At 66.3% G+C, this 20,687-nt stretch carries 19 protein-coding genes; 8 read left to right on the top strand and 11 right to left on the bottom strand.

Features of this window, described 5'->3' with window-relative positions:
• Positions 1–19: 19 nt before the first annotated feature.
• From JHD80_RS20070 to JHD80_RS20060, 3 genes are all read right to left on the bottom strand, one after another.
• Positions 20–454 carry an SRPBCC family protein gene (locus JHD80_RS20070; RefSeq protein ID WP_199091077.1) on the bottom strand — a complete coding sequence of 145 codons (435 nt, stop codon included), beginning with the start codon at positions 452–454 and terminating at the stop codon, positions 20–22.
• Positions 455–494: 40 nt separating this feature from the next.
• Positions 495–770, bottom strand: coding sequence for an ArsR/SmtB family transcription factor (locus tag JHD80_RS20065; RefSeq protein ID WP_248311674.1), 276 nt, complete (start codon positions 768–770; stop codon positions 495–497).
• A gap of 272 nt (positions 771–1,042) precedes the next feature.
• Complete coding sequence (locus tag JHD80_RS20060) at positions 1,043–1,537, bottom strand: MarR family winged helix-turn-helix transcriptional regulator (RefSeq protein ID WP_199091074.1); 495 nt, start codon at positions 1,535–1,537, stop codon at positions 1,043–1,045.
• Positions 1,538–1,684: 147 nt separating this feature from the next.
• Here JHD80_RS20060 and JHD80_RS20055 point away from each other — a divergent pair, with 147 nt between their 5' ends.
• The 5 genes from JHD80_RS20055 to JHD80_RS20035 all read left to right on the top strand — a co-directional run bounded on the left by JHD80_RS20055 (position 1,685) and on the right by JHD80_RS20035 (position 7,373).
• Positions 1,685–2,443, top strand: a complete 759-nt coding sequence (locus JHD80_RS20055) for an alpha/beta hydrolase (RefSeq protein ID WP_199091072.1) — start codon at positions 1,685–1,687, stop codon at positions 2,441–2,443.
• A 706-nt stretch (positions 2,444–3,149) separates the two neighbouring features.
• A complete protein-coding gene (locus tag JHD80_RS20050; protein ID WP_199091070.1) occupies positions 3,150–4,091 on the top strand; it encodes an ABC transporter permease in 942 nt (313 codons plus the stop codon).
• Positions 4,091–4,972 carry an ABC transporter permease gene (locus JHD80_RS20045; RefSeq protein ID WP_199091068.1) on the top strand — a complete coding sequence of 294 codons (882 nt, stop codon included), beginning with the start codon at positions 4,091–4,093 and terminating at the stop codon, positions 4,970–4,972. Before JHD80_RS20050 ends, JHD80_RS20045 begins: the two co-directional genes overlap by 1 nt.
• Positions 4,973–4,976: 4 nt before the next feature.
• Positions 4,977–5,744: a glycerophosphodiester phosphodiesterase gene (locus JHD80_RS20040; RefSeq protein WP_199091067.1), complete on the top strand. Its 768-nt coding sequence runs from the start codon at positions 4,977–4,979 to the stop codon at positions 5,742–5,744.
• A 66-nt stretch (positions 5,745–5,810) separates the two neighbouring features.
• Complete coding sequence (locus tag JHD80_RS20035; RefSeq protein WP_199091065.1) at positions 5,811–7,373, top strand: ABC transporter substrate-binding protein; 1,563 nt, start codon at positions 5,811–5,813, stop codon at positions 7,371–7,373.
• 235 nt (positions 7,374–7,608) lie between these two features.
• Here JHD80_RS20035 and JHD80_RS20030 read toward each other — a convergent pair whose 3' ends face one another.
• The 6 genes from JHD80_RS20030 to JHD80_RS20005 form a co-directional block, all read right to left on the bottom strand.
• Positions 7,609–9,078: an alkaline phosphatase family protein gene (locus tag JHD80_RS20030; protein ID WP_199091063.1), complete on the bottom strand. Its 1,470-nt coding sequence runs from the start codon at positions 9,076–9,078 to the stop codon at positions 7,609–7,611.
• Between the two features lie 29 nt (positions 9,079–9,107).
• Positions 9,108–10,091: an ABC transporter ATP-binding protein gene (locus JHD80_RS20025; RefSeq protein ID WP_199091057.1), complete on the bottom strand. Its 984-nt coding sequence runs from the start codon at positions 10,089–10,091 to the stop codon at positions 9,108–9,110.
• Complete coding sequence (locus JHD80_RS20020; protein ID WP_248311673.1) at positions 10,088–11,098, bottom strand: ABC transporter ATP-binding protein; 1,011 nt, start codon at positions 11,096–11,098, stop codon at positions 10,088–10,090. The genes JHD80_RS20025 and JHD80_RS20020 overlap by 4 nt, the downstream gene beginning before the upstream one ends.
• Before the next feature lie 440 nt (positions 11,099–11,538).
• Entirely contained in the window at positions 11,539–12,678 is a 1,140-nt protein-coding gene (locus JHD80_RS20015) for an SIP domain-containing protein (RefSeq protein ID WP_199091099.1), read from the bottom strand.
• Positions 12,675–13,781, bottom strand: a complete 1,107-nt coding sequence (locus tag JHD80_RS20010; RefSeq protein ID WP_248311672.1) for an ABC transporter substrate-binding protein — start codon at positions 13,779–13,781, stop codon at positions 12,675–12,677. Before JHD80_RS20010 ends, JHD80_RS20015 begins: the two co-directional genes overlap by 4 nt.
• A 56-nt stretch (positions 13,782–13,837) precedes the next feature.
• Entirely contained in the window at positions 13,838–15,967 is a 2,130-nt protein-coding gene (locus JHD80_RS20005) for a TonB-dependent siderophore receptor (protein ID WP_465246538.1), read from the bottom strand.
• 162 nt (positions 15,968–16,129) lie between these two features.
• Between JHD80_RS20005 and JHD80_RS20000 the strand changes: the two genes are divergently transcribed.
• On the top strand, positions 16,130–16,807 hold the full coding sequence (locus JHD80_RS20000) for a TetR/AcrR family transcriptional regulator (RefSeq protein WP_199091046.1): 678 nt from the start codon (positions 16,130–16,132) through the stop codon (positions 16,805–16,807).
• Between the two features lie 87 nt (positions 16,808–16,894).
• On the opposite strand, the gene JHD80_RS19995 is transcribed toward JHD80_RS20000, so the two are convergent.
• On the bottom strand, positions 16,895–17,878 hold the full coding sequence (locus JHD80_RS19995) for an amidohydrolase family protein (RefSeq protein WP_199091044.1): 984 nt from the start codon (positions 17,876–17,878) through the stop codon (positions 16,895–16,897).
• Between the two features lie 49 nt (positions 17,879–17,927).
• Positions 17,928–18,683, bottom strand: a complete 756-nt coding sequence (locus tag JHD80_RS19990; RefSeq protein WP_199091042.1) for an SDR family oxidoreductase — start codon at positions 18,681–18,683, stop codon at positions 17,928–17,930.
• 161 nt (positions 18,684–18,844) lie between these two features.
• Between JHD80_RS19990 and JHD80_RS19985 the strand changes: the two genes are divergently transcribed.
• Together JHD80_RS19985 and JHD80_RS19980 are read left to right on the top strand one after the other, a co-directional pair.
• On the top strand, positions 18,845–19,756 hold the full coding sequence (locus JHD80_RS19985) for a LysR family transcriptional regulator (protein WP_199091041.1): 912 nt from the start codon (positions 18,845–18,847) through the stop codon (positions 19,754–19,756).
• Positions 19,757–20,036: 280 nt separating this feature from the next.
• Positions 20,037–20,687: alanyl-tRNA editing protein (locus JHD80_RS19980; protein ID WP_248311671.1), on the top strand; the 651-nt coding region annotated here is incomplete at its 3' end.

Here is a 20,687-nt window from a genome sequence, read left to right as displayed (position 1 = left end):
TGCCCGGGCACGCAATCGCTCAGGCGAAATAGGCCTCGAGCTTGACCATGGTCCCCGTCCAGCCATGGGTGTGGCCACGGACGGCGGCATCGTCGGCGAGCTTCTCGTGCAGAAGCGTCAGGATCGTGCCGTCGCCGTCCGGCTTCAGCGTGACAGTGACGCGCGAGACGCGCTCCGGCGTGGTGATCCAGGACCAGCTGAAGACGAGGCGCTCGTTCTCGACGACCTCCAGATAGCGGCCGAGAACCTCGTGGCGCTCGCCGGTGTCCTCGATCATCACGACGCGGTAGGCACCGTCGACACGCGGATCGATCTCCGCCTCCTGCGCCACGACGTTCTCCGGGCCGAACCAGCGGACGAGCAGGTCCGGGTTGGTCCAGGCCTCGTAGACCTCCGTCGGCGACGCATTGAGGCGGCGCTTCATCGTGAGGCTGGGTGTCACCGGTTGATGCATGCGCTCGCTTCCCTCTCCCGCCCCCTGGGCTTTTGACCGTCTAGTCCTGGCCCTTGCGCCGCGCTTCGAGCAGCGCTTCCAGCGCATCGAGCCGCTCGGTCCAGAACCGTTGATAGCGCGCCAGCCAGCCCATCGCCTCCTCCATCGGCTCCGCATTCAGGTGGCAGGACACGGTGCGCCCCACCTTGCTCCGCGTCAGCAAACCGGCATCCGAGAGGACGTCGAGATGCTTCATGATGGCCGGAAGCGAGACCGGGAACGGCTTCGCCAGTTCGCTGACCGAGAGCCCGTCCTCCCGCTCCAGGCGGGCCAGCAAGGCCCTCCGCGTCGGATCCGCCAGCGCGGAGAAGGTCCGGTCGAGCTGAACGTCTTGAAACTTAACCATTGAGTTAAGTTTACGCAGCAGCGACTGTGCGTGTCAAGCGAGGGAGATTGCGCCCCCTACCCAGCTGTGGGGAAAGTCGAAGTTTGCCGCAGTTGAGCAAGGTGACCGCAAATCCGTGGCGCGCTGGAAGGTGCATCAATAACAACGCTCAGAAAGGGAAGGAGGAAGCGCACTCTCTGCGCGGTCTCATTTCCTCTCATCCCTTATTCATGGCTACCTTCGACTGCCTCGCGCATGCCTTGCCTGAGCGCCTGGACGCATCGGTTGAGCTCGATCATCTGCGGCACTTCGAATCCGGAATGGCGCAGCAGGGCATCGGTGAGGCACCCGGTCTGCGGGTGAAGCTCCCTGCCCTTCTCCGTAAGATGCACCTCGACCAGGCGCTCGTCGGTTGTGCTGCGTCGGCGCGAGAGAAAGCCCGCCGTCTCCAGCCGTTTTACCGCCGGCGTGATCGTGCTCGGCTCCAGGGCGAGACGCTCGGCGATGGCGCCGATGGTCAGCCCGTCGCGTTCCCACAGCGTGCTGAGCGCCAGGTACTGCGTGTAGGTCACGCCCAGCGCATCGAGCATCGGCTTGTAGACCCGCTGGATCGCCAGCGAGGCCGAATAGATCGAGAAGCAGAGCTGGCCGTCGAGCGGCAGGGTCGGCCCCGCAGGCGCGACAGGGGTGGCGGCGGAGGGCTTCTGGGTATTGGTCATCAAGACTCTCTAAGCTCGGCAGGCAGGTCTCTCTCGAGAAAAATAATATCGCGATAAAGAAAGTGCTTTACAAGCCCTGAAGACGTGGGTATGCGTTGATTATCGCAATAATGATTACCGCGAACAGATTAACCCAAGGAGCCCACCATGACCAAGTCCATCCTCGCCGCTGCCGCCCTTGCCCTCTCCACCACAGTCTCGCTGACCTCCGCCCAGGCCGCCCCCGCCGTCAAGAACATCGTCCTCGTCCATGGCGGCTTCGTCGACGGCTCGGGTTGGCAGGGTGTCTACAACGCCCTCAAGGCCAAGGGCTACAACGTCACCATCGTCCAGAACCCGACCACCTCGCTCGCCGACGACGTCGCCTTCACCAAGCGCGCCGTCGCCCAGCAGGACGGCCCGGTCGTGCTCGTCGGCCATTCCTATGGCGGCGTCGTCGTCAGCGAGGCCGGCAACGATCCGAAGGTAAAGTCTGTCGTCTATATCGCCGCCTTCGCAGCGGATGCCGGTGAGTCGGTGATGTCCCTGATCGCCAACCCGCCGGCCGGCGCGCCCGTCCCGCCGATCCTGCCGCCGGTCGAGGGCTTCCTCATGCTCGACAAGGCCAAGTTCGCCGCCTCCTTCGCCGCCGATGTCGACGCGAAGACCGCCGCCTTCATGGCTGACTCGCAGGTGCCCTGGAACGTCGCGGCTGCCGGCGGCGCCGTCTCCAGCCCGGCCTGGAAGGTCAAGCCGAGCTATTATCTCGTCGCCACCGACGACCACATGATCCCGCCCCCGGCCCAACGCCAGATGGCCAAGCGCGCCGGCGCGACCGTCGCGGAGACCAAGGGCAGCCACGCCGTCTATGTCTCAAAGCCCAAGGTCGTCGCAGACTTCATCGAAAAGGCCGCAAACCAGAAGTAACGTGCCCACCGCGCCTCGGCTCTCGAGCGACAACAATCAAAAGCGGGCCAACGGCCCGCTTTCCTGTGCTGACACGAGGAGGGCCGCTCGCACCTTGCCCATCACCCGCACGGGCTCGTGCGACCCAGTAGACAGCCTCTGGCGTCAAGGCTCTTTCTCCGCCTCCGAATACATTGGCCCACCATCGAAATCTCTGACGCGGTGTCGCGAAACCCCTGTTCGAAGACCTGCTAGATCGGATCCCGATCAGGCCGCTTCGCGCTTCACCGCCATGTCCACGGCGTGCCTCGACAACACAACGAAAGCGGCGGTGAAAGCCCTTGGCGAAGCCCTGGCCGCCGATTCGCAGTACGCTGAAGCAGTACTGATATCGTCGACAGGACCTCTCCGACTGCCAGCGAACCGAGATTGATTCCGGCGAGCCCGAAGTGCCGATCACAGCTGCGATCTCCGCCTTCACCGCAACGTCGTGTGGCCACTGGCCGCATTAGGCACTTAGCTCATGCCGGCATTCCGCAAGAATGCTCCCAGTCGGGAAGCGAGTGCCCATCGCGAGTGCATAGCGATGGAGGAAGGGCGCCGTTCCAGGAATGCTGCTCCGTGGCGGCATGCGCGGGGTCGCTGCTTCGCCTCCCGGCACTGCATCGTCATCAACCTGTCGTGAAGCTGTTCGCAGAACCGGGTTTCAAACGCTGCAATCGGGCCAATGCTTCGCTTTCTCCTTCTCCGTTTCTTGCGCGCTCTGTTGACCGTGACGATTTGCGTGTCGGCGGTGTTCGTCGCGCTGCGGCTTGCGGGCGATCCGGCCCAGATCATGCTGCCGAGCGACACGCCGCCTGACGTCGTGGCCTATTATCGCGAGGCCTGGGGGCTCGACCGGCCCCTGGCCGAGCAATACCTACTCTATATCGCGAGCGCGGTTCGCGGCGATTTCGGCCTCTCCTTCGCTGATGGCCGGCCTGCCTTCACGACCGTGGTAGAGGCCCTGCCGAAGACGTTCCTGCTCGGCTCGTCGGCACTGATGCTGGCCCTCCTGATTGGCCTACCGCTCGGAGTTCTCGCGGCTTTGCGCCACAACCGCGCCGCCGACCGGCTCGCCATGGCGGCGGCGGTGTTCGGCTACGCCATTCCCGTCTTCTTCTTGGGCATTCTCCTCATCCTTCTCTTCGCCTTGAAGCTGCGCGTGCTGCCCTCGGCCGGCTCGGACAGCCCCTGGCATCTGATCCTGCCGACAGTGACGCTCGGCTTGCCGCTCGCCGGCCGGCTCGCGCGCTTCGCGCGCACCGCGACGCTGGAGGTACTGGGCAAGCCCTATATCCGGGCGGCACGCGGGCGGGGCGTCATGCCACTCGGCGTGATCCTCCGGCACGCCTTGCCCAATGCGGCGGTGCCGCTGCTGATGTTCATCGGCATCGAGATCGGCCATATCCTCGCCGGCAGCGCGGTGGTCGAGACCATCTTCGCCTGGCCGGGCGTCGGCCGGCTCCTGGTCGATTCGGTCTCGACCCGCGATCTCGCCGTGGTCCAGACGGTGATCTTCACCGTGACGATCATCATGGTCGGCGCCAACCTGCTGGTCGATATCGTGCATATCCTGATCGATCCGCGCCTCGGCGGATTTTCCCGCGCGCTTGGCGGGCAGGCCTGATGAGCGCCGTCGGTCTCTCCTCCGCCCCGGCGCCGGCCGCACGGGCCGCCCGACACAAGATGTCGCCGGTCGTGATGCTTTCGGCCGGCTTCCTGCTGGTCGTGGTGGTCGTCGCGCTGCTCGCGGACTGGCTCGCCCCTCTGCCCTATACCGCGCAGAACCTCGCCGCGCGGCTGAAGCCGCCTCTGACCGAATCTGGCGGCACGACCTACTGGCTCGGCACCGACCAGCTCGGCCGCGATATCCTGAGCCGGATGATCTTCGCGGTCCGCACCTCGATCCTGATCGCCGTGATGGGCACGCTGATCGGCGCCGTGTTCGGCACGCTGCTCGGCTTCCTGGCTGCGCGGCTGCGCGGCTTCGTCGATCAGGCCATCATGATGTTGGTAGATGCGCAGGCGGCCATACCGGCGCTGTTCCTGGCGCTGACCATGCTCGCCTTCTTCGGCAACAACATCGTGCTCTTCATCATCCTCGTCAGCGTCGACGGCTGGGACCGCTATACGCGGCTGGCGCGGGGTCTCGTTATCTCCGAGCAGGAGAGCGACTACATCAACGCTGTTGAGGCTCTCGGCGCGAGTACGTCGCGGGTCATCCTGCGCCATCTCCTGCCCAATATCGCCGCCGCTTTGGTGGTGCAGGCGACGCTGAACTTTCCCGGCACGATTCTGCTGGAAACCTCGCTGTCCTTCCTGGGGCTCGGCGTGCAGCCGCCCGGTACCTCGCTCGGGCTGATGCTGGGCGAGGGACGCCGCTACCTGCTCAGCGCCTGGTGGATTGCGGTCTTCCCGGGCCTCACGATCTTCCTGACGACGCTGTCGATGAGCCTGTTCGGCGACTGGCTGCGCGACCGCTTTGATCCGACAAGCGAGAGGCACTGAGACGATGCGGCCCGCTTTCTTGTCGCGCGCGGAGCGCCCGCTCGCCATCGCCCATCGCGGGGGCGCCCTGCTCGGACCGGAGAACACGCAAAAGGCCTTCGCCGCCGCTATCGCGGCCGGGGCCGCAATCGTCGAAACCGATTTGCGCTTGAGTGCCGACGGCGCTCTGGTCTGCCTCCACGATGCCGATCTGGCCCACCTCGCCGGGGATGCGCGGCGCGTTGCCGAAACCGATCTCGCGACGCTGAAGCGCCTTCTGCCGGACATGCTGACGCTGGACGAGGCGATCGCGGCTTCGGCGCCGCTCGGCCTCCTGCTCGACGTCAAGCTGCACGAACCTCGCATCCTGAACCCGATCCTCGCCGCCCTCGATGCGGCGGATGCGCTCGCGCGCTGCCTGCTCGGGCTGCGCGACATCGATCTGATCGCGGCGGCGCACCAGCTACCGCCGGAGGTCGCGATCCTCGCGCTGGTGCCCGATCCGGATTCGATATCCCGTGCGCAAGCAGCCGGCGCCGACTGGTTCCGGCTCTGGCAGGGCGAAGCCACGCCGGAGCGGCTTGCCGCCATACGCGAGGCCGGCATGGGCTCGGTAATCATGGTGGGCCAGCCACGTTCGGTGGCGGAGCCCGGTTACCCGCCCTTTCCCGTCGGGCGCATCGATGAAGACGGGATTGCGGACCTGCTGGCGCTCGGACCGGACGCCCTGATGCTCGACGATCCGCGCCTGCTCATCGCGACCCGCGCTGTCACGGGCGCGTCGTCAATCTGATGCAAGGCAGTCGCATCGCGGCGCCGCTTTGCCGGCGCCGCTCGTACCGTCTTGCGAGGAACCGAAATGCCCGTCCTGTCCCGCCGTCGCTTCATCGAGGGCGCTGCCGCCCTGCCGGTCGCGCTTTCGATGCCGACCGCCTTCGCGGCCGATGACAGCCGCCGGAACTTCACCGTCGCGGTCGCCGACCTGCCGGCAACACTGGAGCCGGCGCGCGAGCTTTCCAATGTTGGCACCCGCGTCACCTATTCGATCTTCGACACGCTGATCCGGCGCGACTTCCTCGGCGCGGCCGATGGCGGCGGCTCGGAGCTGAAGCCTCATCTGGCAACGAAATGGGAGCGGGTCTCACCGCAGGAGCTCGTCGTCACGCTGCGCCGGGGCGTGAAGTTCCACAATGGCGACGAGCTGACCTCCGATGACGTCGCCTACACCTTCCGCGAGGGACGGATGTGGGGTGAAAAGGCCCAGATCCCCGCTGGCAAGGCCTATTTCGGCATCCTCGCCTCGGTCGAGCCGGTCGACCGCTATACGGTCCGCTTCAAGACCAAGGTCGCCGACGTGCTGCTGGAGCAGCGTCTCGCCTCCTGGTGCGCCTGGATCGTCAACAAGCGCGCCTATGAGGCGATGGGCTTCGAAGCCTATTCGCGCAAGCCCGTCGCAACCGGCCCCTATCGCGTCGTCTCGCATTCGGCCGCCGACGCCACGGTGCTGGAAGCCTTCGACGACTATTTCATGGGCAAGCCGACGGCCAAGCGCGTCACCTTCAAGCGTGTGCCGGAGCTGGCGGCACGCGTCGCCGGGCTCGTCGCCGGCGATTACGACCTAATCACCAACATCCCGCCCGACCAGATGAGTGTCGTCGGCGGCTACAAGGACATCGACGTGCGCTCGGTCGTGCTCGCGAATGTCCATGTCCTCGCCTATAACGAACAGGACAAGGTGCTCTCCGACAAGCGCATCCGGCAGGCGCTGAACTACGCGATCGACCGCCCGAAGCTGGTCGAGGCGCTCTGGCAGGGCACGGCGCAGGTGCCGGCGAGCCATAATTTCCCTGAGTACGGCCAGATGTTCGTGGAGGGACGCAAGCTCGCCTTCGATCCGGTCAAGGCCAAGGCGCTGCTCAAGGAGGCCGGCTACAAGGGCGAGCCAATCGTCTACCGGACGCAGGCCAACTACTACACCAATGCGCTCGAGGCCGGTCAGATCCTGATCGAGCAGTGGAAGGCCGTCGGCATCAACGCCTCGCTGCAGGTGGTCGAGAACTCCACCCAGATGCGCGGCGCCAACACGCAGATCTTCAACTGGTCGAACTCGACGCGCCTGCCCGATCCGCTGGGCTCGATCTGGGTGGCCTGGGGACCGGCCGGCGAGATCCAGGTCTCGAAGTTCTGGACATCGGCGCAGGCGTTCAACAAGGCGGGCACGGCGCTGGAGGCCGAGACCGATCCGGTGAAGCGCAAGGCGCTGTTCACAGAGATGCTCGACATCTGGGAGGACGAAGCCCCGGCGACGATCCTCTACCAGCCGAGCGAGGCCTACGCGATCAAGAAGTCGATCGCCTGGCGGCCGACGACCTTCTATTTCATGGATCTGCGCCCGGACAATCTCGGCTTCGCCAAGGCTTGAGGCTTCCGTTCGGCATTCGGAAATGGAAAGGGCGGCTTCGAGCCGCCCTTTTTGCGTTCCCGCGAAAACACGGGTCATCCCGGACGCAGCCCTCGAAGCTTATCCTCGATCGGACCCGAGGATAAGCTCCGCGGAGATCCGGAATCCATGCCTGAATCTTGATCGACAAGGCTCTGGCACGGAACCCGGGTCAAGCCCGGGATGACGCCGTGTTCCCTGGGAAAGCGGCCGGAAGCTACTGCCCACCGCCAAGAATAAAGCGCCGCCCGTCTTGCTCGACTATGTCGACATGCTGGGTAAACGTGCCGCTGCCGGCCGAATGCCGAAGCTCGCGCGCCTCTTCCCGCGCCGGCACGGTGAGATTGCGCCCCCTCATCGTCGCTGCCGGCTGAAGCCCGAGCAGGCCGAGCACCGTCGGGCCGATATCGATGATCCCGGCGGGCTCCTGCGAGACGGCGCCGGAACCGCTCGTATCACCGAGGATAAGCACGGTGTTCAATTCATGCGGGTTGATGCCGCCATGCATGCCGCCGCCCAGCGGCACGTCGCCGGGCGTCATCGCGCCGAGGCCGGGCAGACCGTATTGATCAGCGTCGAGCGTTGATTTCAGGATGAACATTAATTCCGGCTGACGCTCGGCATGCCCCGTGTCCATCAGGCTCAGTGAGAGCGTGCCGGTGACCTCGCCCTCGACCCCATTGCGGTCGCGCGAAAAGACATGGCCGATCGCGGGATCCTCCATCAGCCAAGCCGCGATGCGCTCGATCGCGGCGGGTTCGCCGTCATGCAGGCGAATTTCACCGCTGATGCCGCCGGTGGCGACGAGCGCCGCGCCATTGATCGCTTTCTCCGTGCTGAGGTCGAAGCCGGCCTGGCGGGCCGTCTCGAACAACGGCTCGACCACGCCGGTCGAGATCTGCCCGTGGTCCGAGGCGACGATCACCGCGATGCGCTCAGCATCGGGCTGAGCCTCGATCCAGTCGAGGATCGTACCGAAGGCGCGATCAGCCTCTCGCAGGCCGGCGATGGCCTCCGGCGAGCCGAGGCCGCGATAATGGAAGGTGGTGTCCGGCTCGTTGAACCAGATCAGCGCCACATCCGGCTGGAGCTCCGGCAGCACGATCTCGGTCATCACGCGCCCGCCATATGCAAGCTCCTGCAGCCGCGGCAATTCGCGCTCGGGTAAGGGCCCGATCCGGGAAATCGCCTGCTCGACGGCTTCCGGCGTCTGCGTCGCCCCGGTGCCGTGCATCGAGAAGGTCCAGTGCCCGTTGGCGCGGGCGCGCGGATTGATGAAATGCGCCGAGCCGGCCGAGCCGGTATGCACCACCGCCATGCGCTTGCCGGCGCGCGCCAAGACGTCGCCGAAGCTTTCGGCGGCGAGCAGGCGCCCGTCATGATGCGCCTCGGCGCGGCGAATCTGGGCGACGTCGCTGGTATCGAAGATCCGGTCGGGGATCGCTTCGCGATGATAGAAGGCGTTGCCGACGATGCCGTGGACGATGGGCGGCGCGCCGGCCGCGATCGAGCTCGTCGCGACGCGGGTGACCGACGGAAAGACGCTGCGCGCCCGGCGAAACCAGGTTCCGCGCGCGGCGAGGCGTAGGATGTTCGGCGTCAGATCCGACGTGACGAGATCCGGCCGCAGGCCGTCGAAGACTGCGATGACGACGCGGTCGGCGCTTGGTTGGTCAGGGTGGCTCATCTCGTCTCCGGGGGCGGCGTCGTGTCGGGTCAGGCCGCGGCGGCCGCGGGTTCGGCAGCCGCCAGATGGCAGGCGGCAAGGCGGCCTTCGGCCACCGGACCGAGCACCGGAACCTCCTCCCGGCAGCGGGCGATGGCGCGCGGGCAGCGCGGATGGAATGCGCAGCCCGAGGGCCTGTCGACGGGATTCGGCGGGTCGCCCTTCAGAATGATGCGCCCTTGCGTGCCGCGCAACGGCGTCGGCACGGCCGAGACCAGCGCTTCCGTGTAGGGATGGGCCGGGGCATGGAACAGCGCATCCGGCGGCCCCTGCTCGACGATGCGGCCGAGATACATCACCGCGACCTCGTCGGCGATCTGCCGGACGACCTTGAGATCATGGCTGATGAAGAGATAGGCCATGCCGAAACGCACCTGCAGGTCCTGCATCAGGTTGATCACCTGCGCTGCGACGGAGACGTCGAGCGCCGAGATCGGCTCGTCGCAGACCAGCAGCACCGGATCCAGCACCAGCGCCCGCGCCAGCACCACGCGTTGGCGCTGCCCGCCGGAGAGCTCGTGCGGATAGCGCTCGAACAGATCGGCCCGCAGGCCCACCGCGTCGAACAATGCGAGTGCCTTCTGCCGCTGCGCGCCGGCATTGCCTTCGAGTCCATGGATGACCAGCGGCTCGATCACCTGATCGCCGACAGGGAGACGCCGGTCGAGCGCGGCGAGCGGGTCCTGATGGACGAGCTGCATGCGCCGGCGCAGCGCGCGCCAGGACCGGTCGCGCAGGGCGGTCACCGGCTCGCCCTCGAAGCTGATCCGCCCGCGCGTCGCCGGCAGCAGGCCGAGCGCGAGTTTGGCGGTGGTTGATTTGCCGCAGCCGGATTCGCCGACGATGCCGAGCGTTTTTCCGCGTTCGAGCGAGAAGCTCACGCCGTCGACCGCGTGCAGGATGCGGCGCGCCCCGCCGGCGGTCGCGACCGGGTATTCGCGAGCGAGGTCGCGGACGTCGAGAAGCGCGGTCATGCCGTTACCTCGATCGGCTCGGGCATTGCGTTTCCCGGAAGGGCGGCACCACCCAGCGGCGGCGCTTCGTTGAGCCGCAAGCAGGCGGCGCGCTGGTCCTGGGCAGCGAAGGTCAGTTCCGGCAGTTCATGGCCGCAGCGTTCGATCGCGGTCGGGCAGCGCGGCGCGAAGGCGCAGCCCGGCGGCATGCTGGCAGGCGCCGGCACGGTGCCAGGAATCGGCGTCAGCCGGCGGCGCGGGCCGTCGAGCGTCGGTAGGGCCGCGAGCAGCCCTTGCGTATAGGGGTGGCGCGGCCGGTTGAGCAGGTCCTGCGTTGCCGCCGTCTCGACGATCCGCCCGGCATACATCACCGCGATCCGCTCGCAGAGATCGCCGACGACACCGATATCGTGCGAGATCAGGATCAGCGCCATGTCTGTCTCGCTGCGCAGCTCGCGGATCAGGTCGAGGACCTGCGCCTGGATCGTGGCGTCGAGCGCAGTCGTCGGCTCGTCGGCGACCAGCACGTCGGGCTCGCCTGCCAGCGCCAGCGCAATCATCACACGCTGGTTCATGCCGCCTGAGAATTCATGCGGATATTGCGTGAGGCGGCGCGGTCCGTCGGCGATGCCGACCCGGTCGAGCAGGCGCAGCGCCTCGCGGCGGGCCGGCTCCCCGGTCAGGCCACGATGTAGGCGCAGCACCTCCGCTATTTGCGTCCCGATGCGCTGCACCGGGTTCAGCGCGCTGCTCGGGTCCTGGAAGATCAGAGCAATGCGGCCGCCGCGGACCCGCGCAAGTTCGCGCTCGGAAAGCCCTCCGACATCCTGTCCGTCGAGCAGGACCTTTCCGCTGGTCGTCACATTGCGCCCGAGCAAGCGCAGTGCGGCGAGCCAGGTGACGCTCTTGCCGCAGCCGGATTCGCCGACGATGCCGAGCGCCTCGCCGCGCCGCAGAGACAGATCGATGCCGTGCACGATCGGCACCGCGCCGGACAATGCAACGGTAAAGCCGTCCAAGCGAAGCAAGGGTGATTCGGCTTGGGCTTCGACAACGCTCGAGCCATACCCATTGAAGCGATGCTTCGTCAAAGTCGATGCTGACTGCATGACGGGTGACATATCGCCGGGCTCGTGACCGTCTTGTGACGTTCTGGTCGAGAGCCAGATATCGACCGTTATTGACCTAGAATTGCATGCTACAGAAGCCGCGGCACCATGCGTGCCAGCAACAGGTCAGTCCAGGCTGTTCGATGGCTAACCTCCGTAGGCTGCCCGAAAGCGGACCGTTGTAGCGTCCGCTTTGGGCCACAATCGCCCATCCTTTGACCGGGTGAAATGCGCCACTTTCAGACATTCAGCGGTGCCCGAAACCGGGCATTGACAGCCTTCTCATCCCAAGTCGCTGGCGAACCCACAGCCGGGCAGACAGGGTCCTAGGCGCGAGCGTTCACATTTCGGCTCGCCGATCACGGCAGGTAAGCTTTGCTGCCGACCGCGATGATATCCTCCTCGCTCATGCCGCGATGCCAGTGCGAGTAAAGGATGCGCTGGCTGCGCGGCAGGCGGACCTCTTCCCTGAGATGGCGATGGATGGCGCGAAATGCCTCGAATTCACAGCCGCCCCAGAAAAAGGCCGAGGCCGAATCCGCGGGCCAGGCGCAGGCTCGCACGGCCTCGACGAGCAAGCCTGACCGGGCGCTCTGACCTCCGGCGCGATGCAGCCAGCGCAGCTTCACGCCGGGTGGATGCCGCAGCGGCTGTTCGTCCTCCTCTCCATCCACTTCCACCAGCGCGATGCCGCGGGACTGCTCGGGCAGATCAGCCAGAATCCGCGCGATGCCCGGCAGCCCCGTCTCGTCTCCCGCGAGCAGATACCAGTCGGCCGGCCTGGGTCCATTGCCCGCCGGCCCCAGCATGCCGACGAGACTCCCTGGCCTGGCACTGAGCGCCCATCGCGTCGCCGGCCCCGGCTTGGCGTGAAGAACGAAGTCGATCGTGATCAGGCCAGCCGCCGCATCGATCTCGCGGATCGTATAGACGCGCGAAGACAAAACTCCCGACGCCGGCCAGACGATCCTGCCGTCGTCATCGAGCCTCGGCCATTGCGGAGCGAGAGTTCCGTCCGGCTGGAACAGCAGGCGGCAGTGAATCTGGTCGGGCCGGTCATAGCGCTCCAGATCCCGGCCGGCGAAGACGACCCGCTTCACCCCCGGGGTCACGGCATGGGTTCGCAGCACCCGCAATTCGCGCAGATCATCCGGCGGCGAGGGACCGGTGACGTCGCCCGACCAGTGCAAGGCGAGCTTCTCCGACCGGGCGATGAACCCGATCGCGCCGGCCAGAGCATGCTTCAGGCGGTTGAGATGGTCCGCCTGGTCGGTGCCGACGCTCAACGTGAGGGTGCCCTCGCCTGCCTCGACCGTGGCGACACCGAAAAGCGAGGACACGATGTATCTGCCGCCGCTGGCGACCACCTGCATGTCATGCGTCGCGATCGAATCCAGGATATCGGGCAGGAAGGCGAAGACCCGTGGGAAGGCTATGATGGCCGTGGCCTTGAACCGCCTCCCTGCCGGGCCGGCCGAACGCTTCTTATCGGAGCTCACGGGTCGGTTCCGTCGAGATTCGCCCAGAGTGGGCCGGGCAGCGGCTGAGACAGGAAGCGGCGATTGATCTCTGCCAGCGTCCCCGCCGGATCGAGATCGCGGCACGCCTCCGGATGGAGCCATTTCGCCGCAAGCTCGACGAAGACGATGTTGAGCACCGGCACCGTGATCAGCCCGGTCCAGATACCGTGGACGCGGCGGTCACGGACCGCCGGCAGCGACGCGAAGCCGATCCTCTCGGTCAGCCGCTGCAAGCCGCGGCGCCCGGCATGCGCATCGAGCCCCGGGCCGATAGCCGGGCGCGTCATCGAGGCATAGCCGCCGCCGGTCGCGATATAGACCTGCGGCTGCTGGGCAAGGAGCTGCTCCGTCGAGAGCTTCGCCGTCCAGGGCGCATTCAGCCCGTCGAGCGAGCGGCCGCCGGCATCGCCGAGCAGTTCGCCCCAGATGCGCGTTCCCGCGGCCCAGCAGCATTCGTCGTAGAGCGACATGATCTCGAGAAAGGTTTTCACCTTTGGCGCGCCGGTGAGGCGGCGGGAGACCACCTCGAACCTTTTCTCGACAAAGGCGATGATCTCTTCGGAGCGGGTCGGTTCCCCGAGGAGGGCGCCCCACATCCGCAGAAGGGCGGCAAGCCCTTGTCGCGGCGAGCCCCGGTTCCCGGTCTCAACCGCGGCGTTGCTGGCGGCGTCGCTGAAAACAAGCGGAATGCCGAACTGCGCCAGCCGGTCGATCGCCGCCTGCGGATCGCCGCCCGGCGCCATGAAGGCGGTGGCGACGACGAGATCGGGCGCAAGCGAAAGGATGCCTTCCAGCGAGAGCGTATCGGCCGCCTGCTTGCCGACGACCGCGATCGGATGGCCGGCAGAGCGCTCGAAGCCGTCCCGCAGCAGGTCGCTGTCGAAGCGGTCGGCCGCCGCCCAACCGACGACAAGCTCCGCCGGCCGGGGCTGGAACAAAGCCATCGTCAGGATGTCGCGCCCTTCGAGCAGCACGATCCGACGTGGCGGCCTGGGCAGCGTGACGGCCCTGCCCAGCATGTCGATAACGGAAAGGCTGACGTCGCGAGAGAATGACGGCTGCGCGACCAACGCAGCCGTCATTGCAAGAGCGCTCCTGCCTAGAACGCTCCGGCGCGTCGGCGCGAACATCGGCCGCCTCACCACCGGTAGCGCAGCCCGGCGAGGACCTCGCGGCCGGCCCCGAACTGGCAGTAAGTGTTGGAGCTGCAGCTCGTATAGTAGTCCTTGTCGAACAGGTTGGAGACGTTGAGCGTGGCTTCCGCCCCCTTCAGCGAAGGGTGCAGCTTGGCGAGGTCGTAGCGGATGGCGGCATCGACGACGGCGTAGCCCGCGGTGCGGATGGTGTTGGCGTCGTCGGAGAAGCTTGCCCCCACGACGCGCACGCCGCCGCCGATCGACAGCCCCGCCAGCGGCCCCGTCGCGAAGCGGTAATTGGCCCAGAGCGAGCCGAACTGGTTCGGCACGGCCTGGGGTCGCTTGCCGATCGTGGTCAGGTCCGTGGAACGCGTGACCTCGGTGTCGAGCAGGGTTGCCGCCGCTATGATGTCGAGGCCCTCCAGGATCTCGCCGCGCGCCTCGAATTCGAGGCCACGCGAGCGGATCTCGCCCTGCTGCACGTTGAAACCGGGCGTCGCTCCAGGCGTCAGAACGTTCTGCTGCCGGATGTCGAAGGCAGAGAAGGTCAGCAGCGCATTCATGATGCCGGGCTGGTACTTGATGCCGGCCTCGTACTGCTCCCCGGTCTTGGGCCGGAACGGCGCCCCGGCCGCATCAGAGCCGCTGACCGGCTCGAAGGAGGTGGAGTAGCTGACATAGGGCGCAAGGCCGTTGTCGAAAAGATAGAGCAGCCCTGCCCGGTAGCTGGTTTTCTCGCTGGACTGGCTCTGCTTCGTGCCGGTCAGGCGGTCGAGCGTCGACTGCTCGGTCCAGTCATGCCGGAGGCCAAGCGTGGCGCGGAAGCCTCCGAGCTTGATCTGGTCCTGCAGGTAAATCCCGGCCTGGGTCAGATCCTCCTTTTTGTCGATGATCGTCGCGAGAGGCCCGGCCGGCTGATAATACCTTGGCGAGACGATATTCAGCGCCGTCGCAGGCCCGAATCTGTACTGCCAGTTACTGCTGCCGTTCTGATAGTCGACGCCGGTCAGAAGCGTATGCTCGGCACCGAAGCCGCGCAGGTCGAACTGCAGATGGTTGTCGCTCGAGAGCCGCCGCGCATCCTCGATCGAGTTCAGCGCGATACGCGGGATCGTGCCCGCCGCGCTGACCGGCCCGGCCATCTGCAGCGAGCGGAAATCGGTCTCGACCTCGCCATAGCGCAGGCTCGAATGCAGGCTCACCATGTCGTTGAAGCGGTGCTCGAAGCTGTAGCCCACCCCGTATTGCTCGCGCTTGAAGCTATCGAAGCCGGGGTCGCCGATGTTGAGCTCGCGATTGAGGAAGCCGCGATAGGCGGGCGCGCGAGAGCGCGGATAGAGCGAGTTGAAATAGCCGCCCTTCGGGTCGCGCTGGTAGAAGCCCGACACCGTCAGCTTTGTGTCGGCCGTTGGCTGCCAGGTCAGGGCCGGCGCGATGCCGAAGCGCTGCTCCTCGACATCGTCGTAGCGCGTGTCGGCGAGGCGGCCGATGGCGCTGAAGCTGTAGGAGAGCCTGCCATCGCGGTCGATCGGCCCCTGACTGGTGAGGCCGCTCTGGATCCGGCCATGGCTGCCGGCCTCGACACGCAATTCGTTATAGGGCGTAGTGCTCGGCATCCGGCTGATCTGGTTGACCAGGCCGCCCGGGCTGATCTGGCCGTAGAGCAGCGCGGACGGCCCCTTGATCACCTCGATGCGGTCGAGCAGGAACGGGTCGATCGAGGTCACCGCGAAGGCCTGTCCGCGCGGCAGCTTCAACCCGTCAAGGAAGCCGACGAAATCCGTCGCGACGCCGAAGCCGCCAAAGCCCCGCAGGAAGACGCTGTCATAGCGCGAGGTCGCATCGCGCTCGGAGAGAACGCCGGCGGTGTAGCGCAGGGCGTTGCCGACCGTCTGCGGATTCTGCTCGTCGAGCTGTCGGCGCGTCACCGTCGAGATCGCCTGCGGCGTTTCCAGGACGGGCGTAGTGGTCTTCGTCGCGGTCGCCGTGGTGCGGCGGGCATAGTCGTCGCGGCTGTCGGCGCGCTCCTCTTGCCCGACCGGCCCTTGCACCACCAGCGTGTCGAGCTGCATCGGCTGGTCGCTGCCGCGCGATTGCGCCCCGGCCGTGCCTGAGCCGGCGAGGACGGCCAAAACGCATACCGATGTGGAAAGATGAGAAATCGTGGAGTTCATGGCAGCAGCCCCAGCAAGCGCGATTGCACTCGCCTAAACAAAACGGGACTGACCTGTCCAGTTGAATCTTGTTGATTTTCAACCTTCTAAAGTAGCTCGACATGAAGTAGGACAACGAGCATGTCTCGATTAAGCCGCTCGCCATCGCCATCGAATTCTCCTGCCGCGCCAAAGCCTGGCCGCACCGGCAAGGGCGGCAGGCCGTCCAAGGCGCGCGAAAGCGCGATCTCGGACGAAATCCTCGATCTCGCTTGCGAGATGTTCGCAAGCCAGGGCTATGCCGCGACATCGGTGGAGCGGCTGGCGATTGCCTGCAGAGTCGGCAAGGACACGATCTATCGCCGCTTTCCCTCGAAGCGGGCGCTATTCGATGCCGCGGTCGAGCGCCTGCGTGTCCGGGTTCTCAAACGGCTGGAGTGCGTCACCGCAGATGGCGGCCCCGCCATCGACCGGCTGCGGCACACGGCGCGCTGGTTCCTTGCCGTCAATGTCGAACCCGAACTGGTGGCGCTCAGACGCATCGCCTGCAGCGAGGTCGTGCTGCCCAACGACGCGCCGGCGCCGGTTCAGCCGGATCCGATCATGGAGCGCCTAGTCGATGTGGTTCGGCAAGCTCAGGCGGCCGGGGCGATAGCGGATGTCGAGCCCGGCTTCCTCGCCGCCCAGCTGATCCATGCGGTCGCATCCGGGCCCTCCAATGAGGCGATGGTGGGCCGCCAGACCTATGTCACCGCCGCGGCCCAGGACGCATATTTCGAGAAGGCGTGGAGCCTGTTCTTGAAGGGCGCCGCCAGCTGATGCGATGAAGTCCATGTCGGCCGCACTATCCGACGCGCGCATCCACCATAAGCCGACGTTCGACGCCTGCCTGAAAGCGGACTCGTCCTAGCGAACGATGCTCTGCGTGAGACCCAGCCAATTGCCGCTGGCGAACGCTGCTTTGCCTGCCTCGTCGAGGCCGCACTGGTCGAGGAAACGCCGGGCGTCCTGGCCAGGCCGGTACTGATAAGGGAAGTCGGTCGAGAATAAGAGGCGCTCGGTCCCGACGATGGCGGCGGCACGCCCCAGATAATGCGGCAGGAACATGCCGCTGGCGGTGACGTAGAGGTTCCGGCGCAAATAGACCGCGATCGGATGCGCCAGCCCTGCGACGCGATCCATCGCGGCGAGCCGCTCGGCATAGAACAGGACGAGTTCGCCCCAATGGCCGAGAACGATCTGAAGGCCGGGCATGCGGTCGAACGTGCCGGCGAGGACGAGACGGACGAACTGCAAGCCGGCATCGTAGTGCCAACCGAGTCCATAAGTCGCCAGGGCCGCGTCGATGTCCGGCGTGAAGCCGGAATAATAGGCCTCCCTCACGCCTTGCGGCGGCGTTCTCGGATGCAGCAGGATCGGCACCCGAAGGGCCTCCGCACAGCGCAAGATCGGCTCGAAGCGGGGGTGGTCGAGGTTGTCGGGACCGACCCTGCCGCACAGCATCGTGCCGACGAAGCCGAGCGAGCGGACGCAGCGGTCAAGTTCAAGCGCGGCCTCGTCCGGCATCGACACCGGCAATGTCGCCATCCCCTGGAAGCGGCCGGGATGACTCGCCACGGTCTCGGCGATCGCATCATTCGTCCGTCTCGCGATTTCGACGCTCTCCGGGCCGAGGTCGTGGAGGGCGGGCGTGGTCAGCGACAGGACCTGCACGTCCAGCCCGGTCTCGTCCATCAGGGCGATCCGCTCCTGCCCCACGTCCAGCAGCCGGCGCTCGATCGCGCTGGAATGGAACGCCACGCACGGATCGACCGCATCTAGGCCGAGGGCACGCCAGGCCTCGGTAACCTCCGGCGTCAGAACATGCTCTTCGATACCGAGCAGTGTCATGGCGTTCTCCAATGATGGGTCCGCATGGGCTAGACGATGCGGTGGCGCGTCACCACGCTACGGTGCGGCCTTCCCGATCCAGGAAGCGCAACCCCGGCTTACCGCGCTGCGCAAGCAGCACGTTCACCACCTTCGGAATGCTGTCTTCGATGGCGAGCGGCGCTTTCGGTCCGCCGAGATCGGTCCGGACCCAGCCGGGCGCCATCAGGACCATCGGGCGGGGATCGCCGGCGTGCCGGGCCGCATAGCTGCGCATATACATGTTGAGCGCCGCCTTGGAGCCGCGATAGACCTCGTGTCCGCCGTTCTCATTGGCGCTTATGCTGCCCTGGCCTGACGACATCACGCCGATCAGCCCATCCGGCGGGACGAGATCCTCAAGGCTCTCGATCACGCGCAGCGGGCCGAGTGCGTTCGTGACCATGACCCGCTGGAACTCCTCGGTCGAGACCTGCGCGATGGTCTGGTCCTGATTGGCGTCGGCGGTGCCTGCATTGTGGAACAGCATCGCGAAGCTGCGGCCGGACAGGTGCTGGCGCAGAGCCGCGATCTGCTCGGGTATGGTCACGTCGACATGGGCGATCTCGACCCGCTCGGGGTGCTGCGCGGCGAGCTCGTGCAGCGCGGTGTGCTCGCGCCTCACGGTTCCCACGACGTTCCAGCCCTTCTTCAGAAACTCTGCGGCCATGGCGAGGCCGAGGCCCCGCGAGGCGCCGATGATCAGGAGGAAGGGACGAGCATCTTCAGCAGCTTTGACGGGCGTCGAAAACAGCCCGGTGACGGCAGCGGCGGCGACGATGGCCATGATTTCTCTCCTTCTGACAGTCAGGTCGTTCATGGAAACCTCCATCTTTGGCGGTCTGCGAAAGATGCGCCCCTGAACGACAAGGCGCCAGACGCATGGCTCGCAAACAATCTTTGCGTCCGGCGCTATGTTTGTTCGGACGGCCCGGATAAGCTCGCTGGATGAGCGATCTCGACCTGAACCTGCTGACAGCGCTCGACGCGCTTCTCGCCGAAGGCAGCGTCACCAAGGCGGGCGCGCGCCTGAAGCTCAGCCCCTCCGCCATGAGCCGGACCCTGGCGCGGCTGCGGGCGGCGACGGGCGATCCGCTGCTAGTGCGAGCCGGCCGCGGATTGGTGCCGACGCCGCGTGCCATGGCCCTGCGCGACCGGGTTCATGAGCTCAATCGCGAGGTCCGCGCCACGCTGAGCCCGCAGGATGACAGCCTGGACATCGCGTCCTTGGCGCGCACCTTCACCATTCGTGCCAGCGAGGGCTTTATCGCGCTGTTCTGCGCTCGACTGATCGCGGCCATCACGGAGGCCGCTCCGTATGTCCGACTGCGCTTCGCCCCGAAACCGGAAAAGGATGCACGGCCGCTGCGGGACGGAGAGGTCGATCTGGAATTCGGCGTGCTCGGCGCCTTCGCCCCCGAGATCCGTGCTCAGCTCGTCTTTCGCGATCGCTTCGTCGGCGTGGCGCGGACTGGACACCCCCTCTTCGAAGACCCTCTATCGCCCCAGCGCTATGCGGACTGCCGGCATGTCGTGGCGTCCCGCCGCGGGGTCTTCACCGGCCCGGTCGATGAGGCGCTGGCCGCTCTGGGCCTGGAACGCATCGTCGTAGCAGTGGTGCCAGGCTTCCCCGACGCGCTCGCCATCGCCGCGCACTCGGATCTGGTCGCGCTTGTGCCAGCGACCTGCCTCGACCGCGAGGCGAGGACGGCGGGACAGCTCATAGCCTTCGATCTGCCGGTCCCAACTCCGGAGATTGCCGTCTCGGCCATGTGGCACCCGCGCATGGATGCCGATTCCGCTCATCGCTGGATGAGGGAGACCATGATCGCCGAGTGCCGGGCCGCTGTGTCGGAATGACGATGACGAAAGTCGCTACAGTGCCTGAGGTCGCTTTGCAGGACGCGCCAGAAGCAGAAGTTGCGACCCTGCCCGGAGGCGGACATTCTCGATCGAGGCTTGGCTTGCGCGCTATCGGCCCCTAGCGACGTCGGCCAGTTGAGAGGCTGGGCCAAGCCGATAATCGCATTGGTTGAGTCACGGGAGGTGGGAGTAATCACTGGCGCCGGTTCTTGGCGTAGAAGTTGCCGTAAGATAGAGTCTTGCCATGCTCCGGCCCCTCTACCTAGACCACCCGGATATGCTTCATATCGAGGCAACTGTGCTCGACGCGCAGCCTGGTGCTGTCCTCATCAAACGCTCACCGGTGTTTCCTGGCGGTGGTGGCCAGCTTGCCGATCGCGCCATGCTGACGTGGTCGGGCGGCACGGCGCCCATCATCGGCACGTCCTCAGGTCCACGTGGCGTGTGGCATCGCTTCGATGGGGACGCCGCGCCTTACGGCCTTATCCGGATCGATGTCGACCGGTCGTTCCGCAACCTCATGTGCGAACTGCACACGCTCGCGCATATGCTCAATGCTCTCGTCTACACCCGCTTTGGTGGTGCGCTCCTGACGGGCGCACAGCTCAGCGCCGACGGCACGTTCCGCGTCGACTTTGACCTGCCCGGTGCTGATAGCGAGAGGCTGCGGGCGCTCGAAGGAGCCCTAAACGACGTCATCGCTTCAGATCTCCCGGTGATGGCCGGCTTCATGCTCTATGAGAAGGCCAAGGAGATCGATGGCATGTTTCGCAGCAAGAGCGTTGCACCGCCTCCGAGCGAGGATGGCACCGTGCGCATCGTCGAGATTGCTGGCCTCGATCGGCAGGCTTGTGGTGGAACGCATCTCGCTTCGACTGGCCAGGCGCGCCCTGCGCGTATCGTCAAGATAGACAACAAGGGACGCCAG

It is taken from the genome of Allobosea sp. ASV33 (assembly GCF_016428755.1).
GTDB lineage: Bacteria > Pseudomonadota > Alphaproteobacteria > Rhizobiales > Beijerinckiaceae > Allobosea.
This window is presented reverse-complemented; position numbering and strand designations above follow the sequence as displayed.

Coding starts and splice junctions, on each gene's coding strand:
- JHD80_RS20070 (WP_199091077.1), bottom strand. CDS start 454: ATGCATCAACCGGTGACACCCAGCCTCACGATGAAGCGCCGCCTCAAT.
- JHD80_RS20060 (WP_199091074.1), bottom strand. CDS start 1,537: ATGACCAATACCCAGAAGCCCTCCGCCGCCACCCCTGTCGCGCCTGCG.
- JHD80_RS20055 (WP_199091072.1), top strand. CDS start 1,685: ATGACCAAGTCCATCCTCGCCGCTGCCGCCCTTGCCCTCTCCACCACA.
- JHD80_RS20050 (WP_199091070.1), top strand. CDS start 3,150: ATGCTTCGCTTTCTCCTTCTCCGTTTCTTGCGCGCTCTGTTGACCGTG.
- JHD80_RS20045 (WP_199091068.1), top strand. CDS start 4,091: ATGAGCGCCGTCGGTCTCTCCTCCGCCCCGGCGCCGGCCGCACGGGCC.
- JHD80_RS20040 (WP_199091067.1), top strand. CDS start 4,977: ATGCGGCCCGCTTTCTTGTCGCGCGCGGAGCGCCCGCTCGCCATCGCC.
- JHD80_RS20035 (WP_199091065.1), top strand. CDS start 5,811: ATGCCCGTCCTGTCCCGCCGTCGCTTCATCGAGGGCGCTGCCGCCCTG.
- JHD80_RS20030 (WP_199091063.1), bottom strand. CDS start 9,078: ATGAGCCACCCTGACCAACCAAGCGCCGACCGCGTCGTCATCGCAGTC.
- JHD80_RS20025 (WP_199091057.1), bottom strand. CDS start 10,091: ATGACCGCGCTTCTCGACGTCCGCGACCTCGCTCGCGAATACCCGGTC.
- JHD80_RS20010 (WP_248311672.1), bottom strand. CDS start 13,781: ATGACGGCTGCGTTGGTCGCGCAGCCGTCATTCTCTCGCGACGTCAGC.
- JHD80_RS20000 (WP_199091046.1), top strand. CDS start 16,130: ATGTCTCGATTAAGCCGCTCGCCATCGCCATCGAATTCTCCTGCCGCG.
- JHD80_RS19995 (WP_199091044.1), bottom strand. CDS start 17,878: ATGACACTGCTCGGTATCGAAGAGCATGTTCTGACGCCGGAGGTTACC.
- JHD80_RS19990 (WP_199091042.1), bottom strand. CDS start 18,683: ATGGCCATCGTCGCCGCCGCTGCCGTCACCGGGCTGTTTTCGACGCCC.
- JHD80_RS19985 (WP_199091041.1), top strand. CDS start 18,845: ATGAGCGATCTCGACCTGAACCTGCTGACAGCGCTCGACGCGCTTCTC.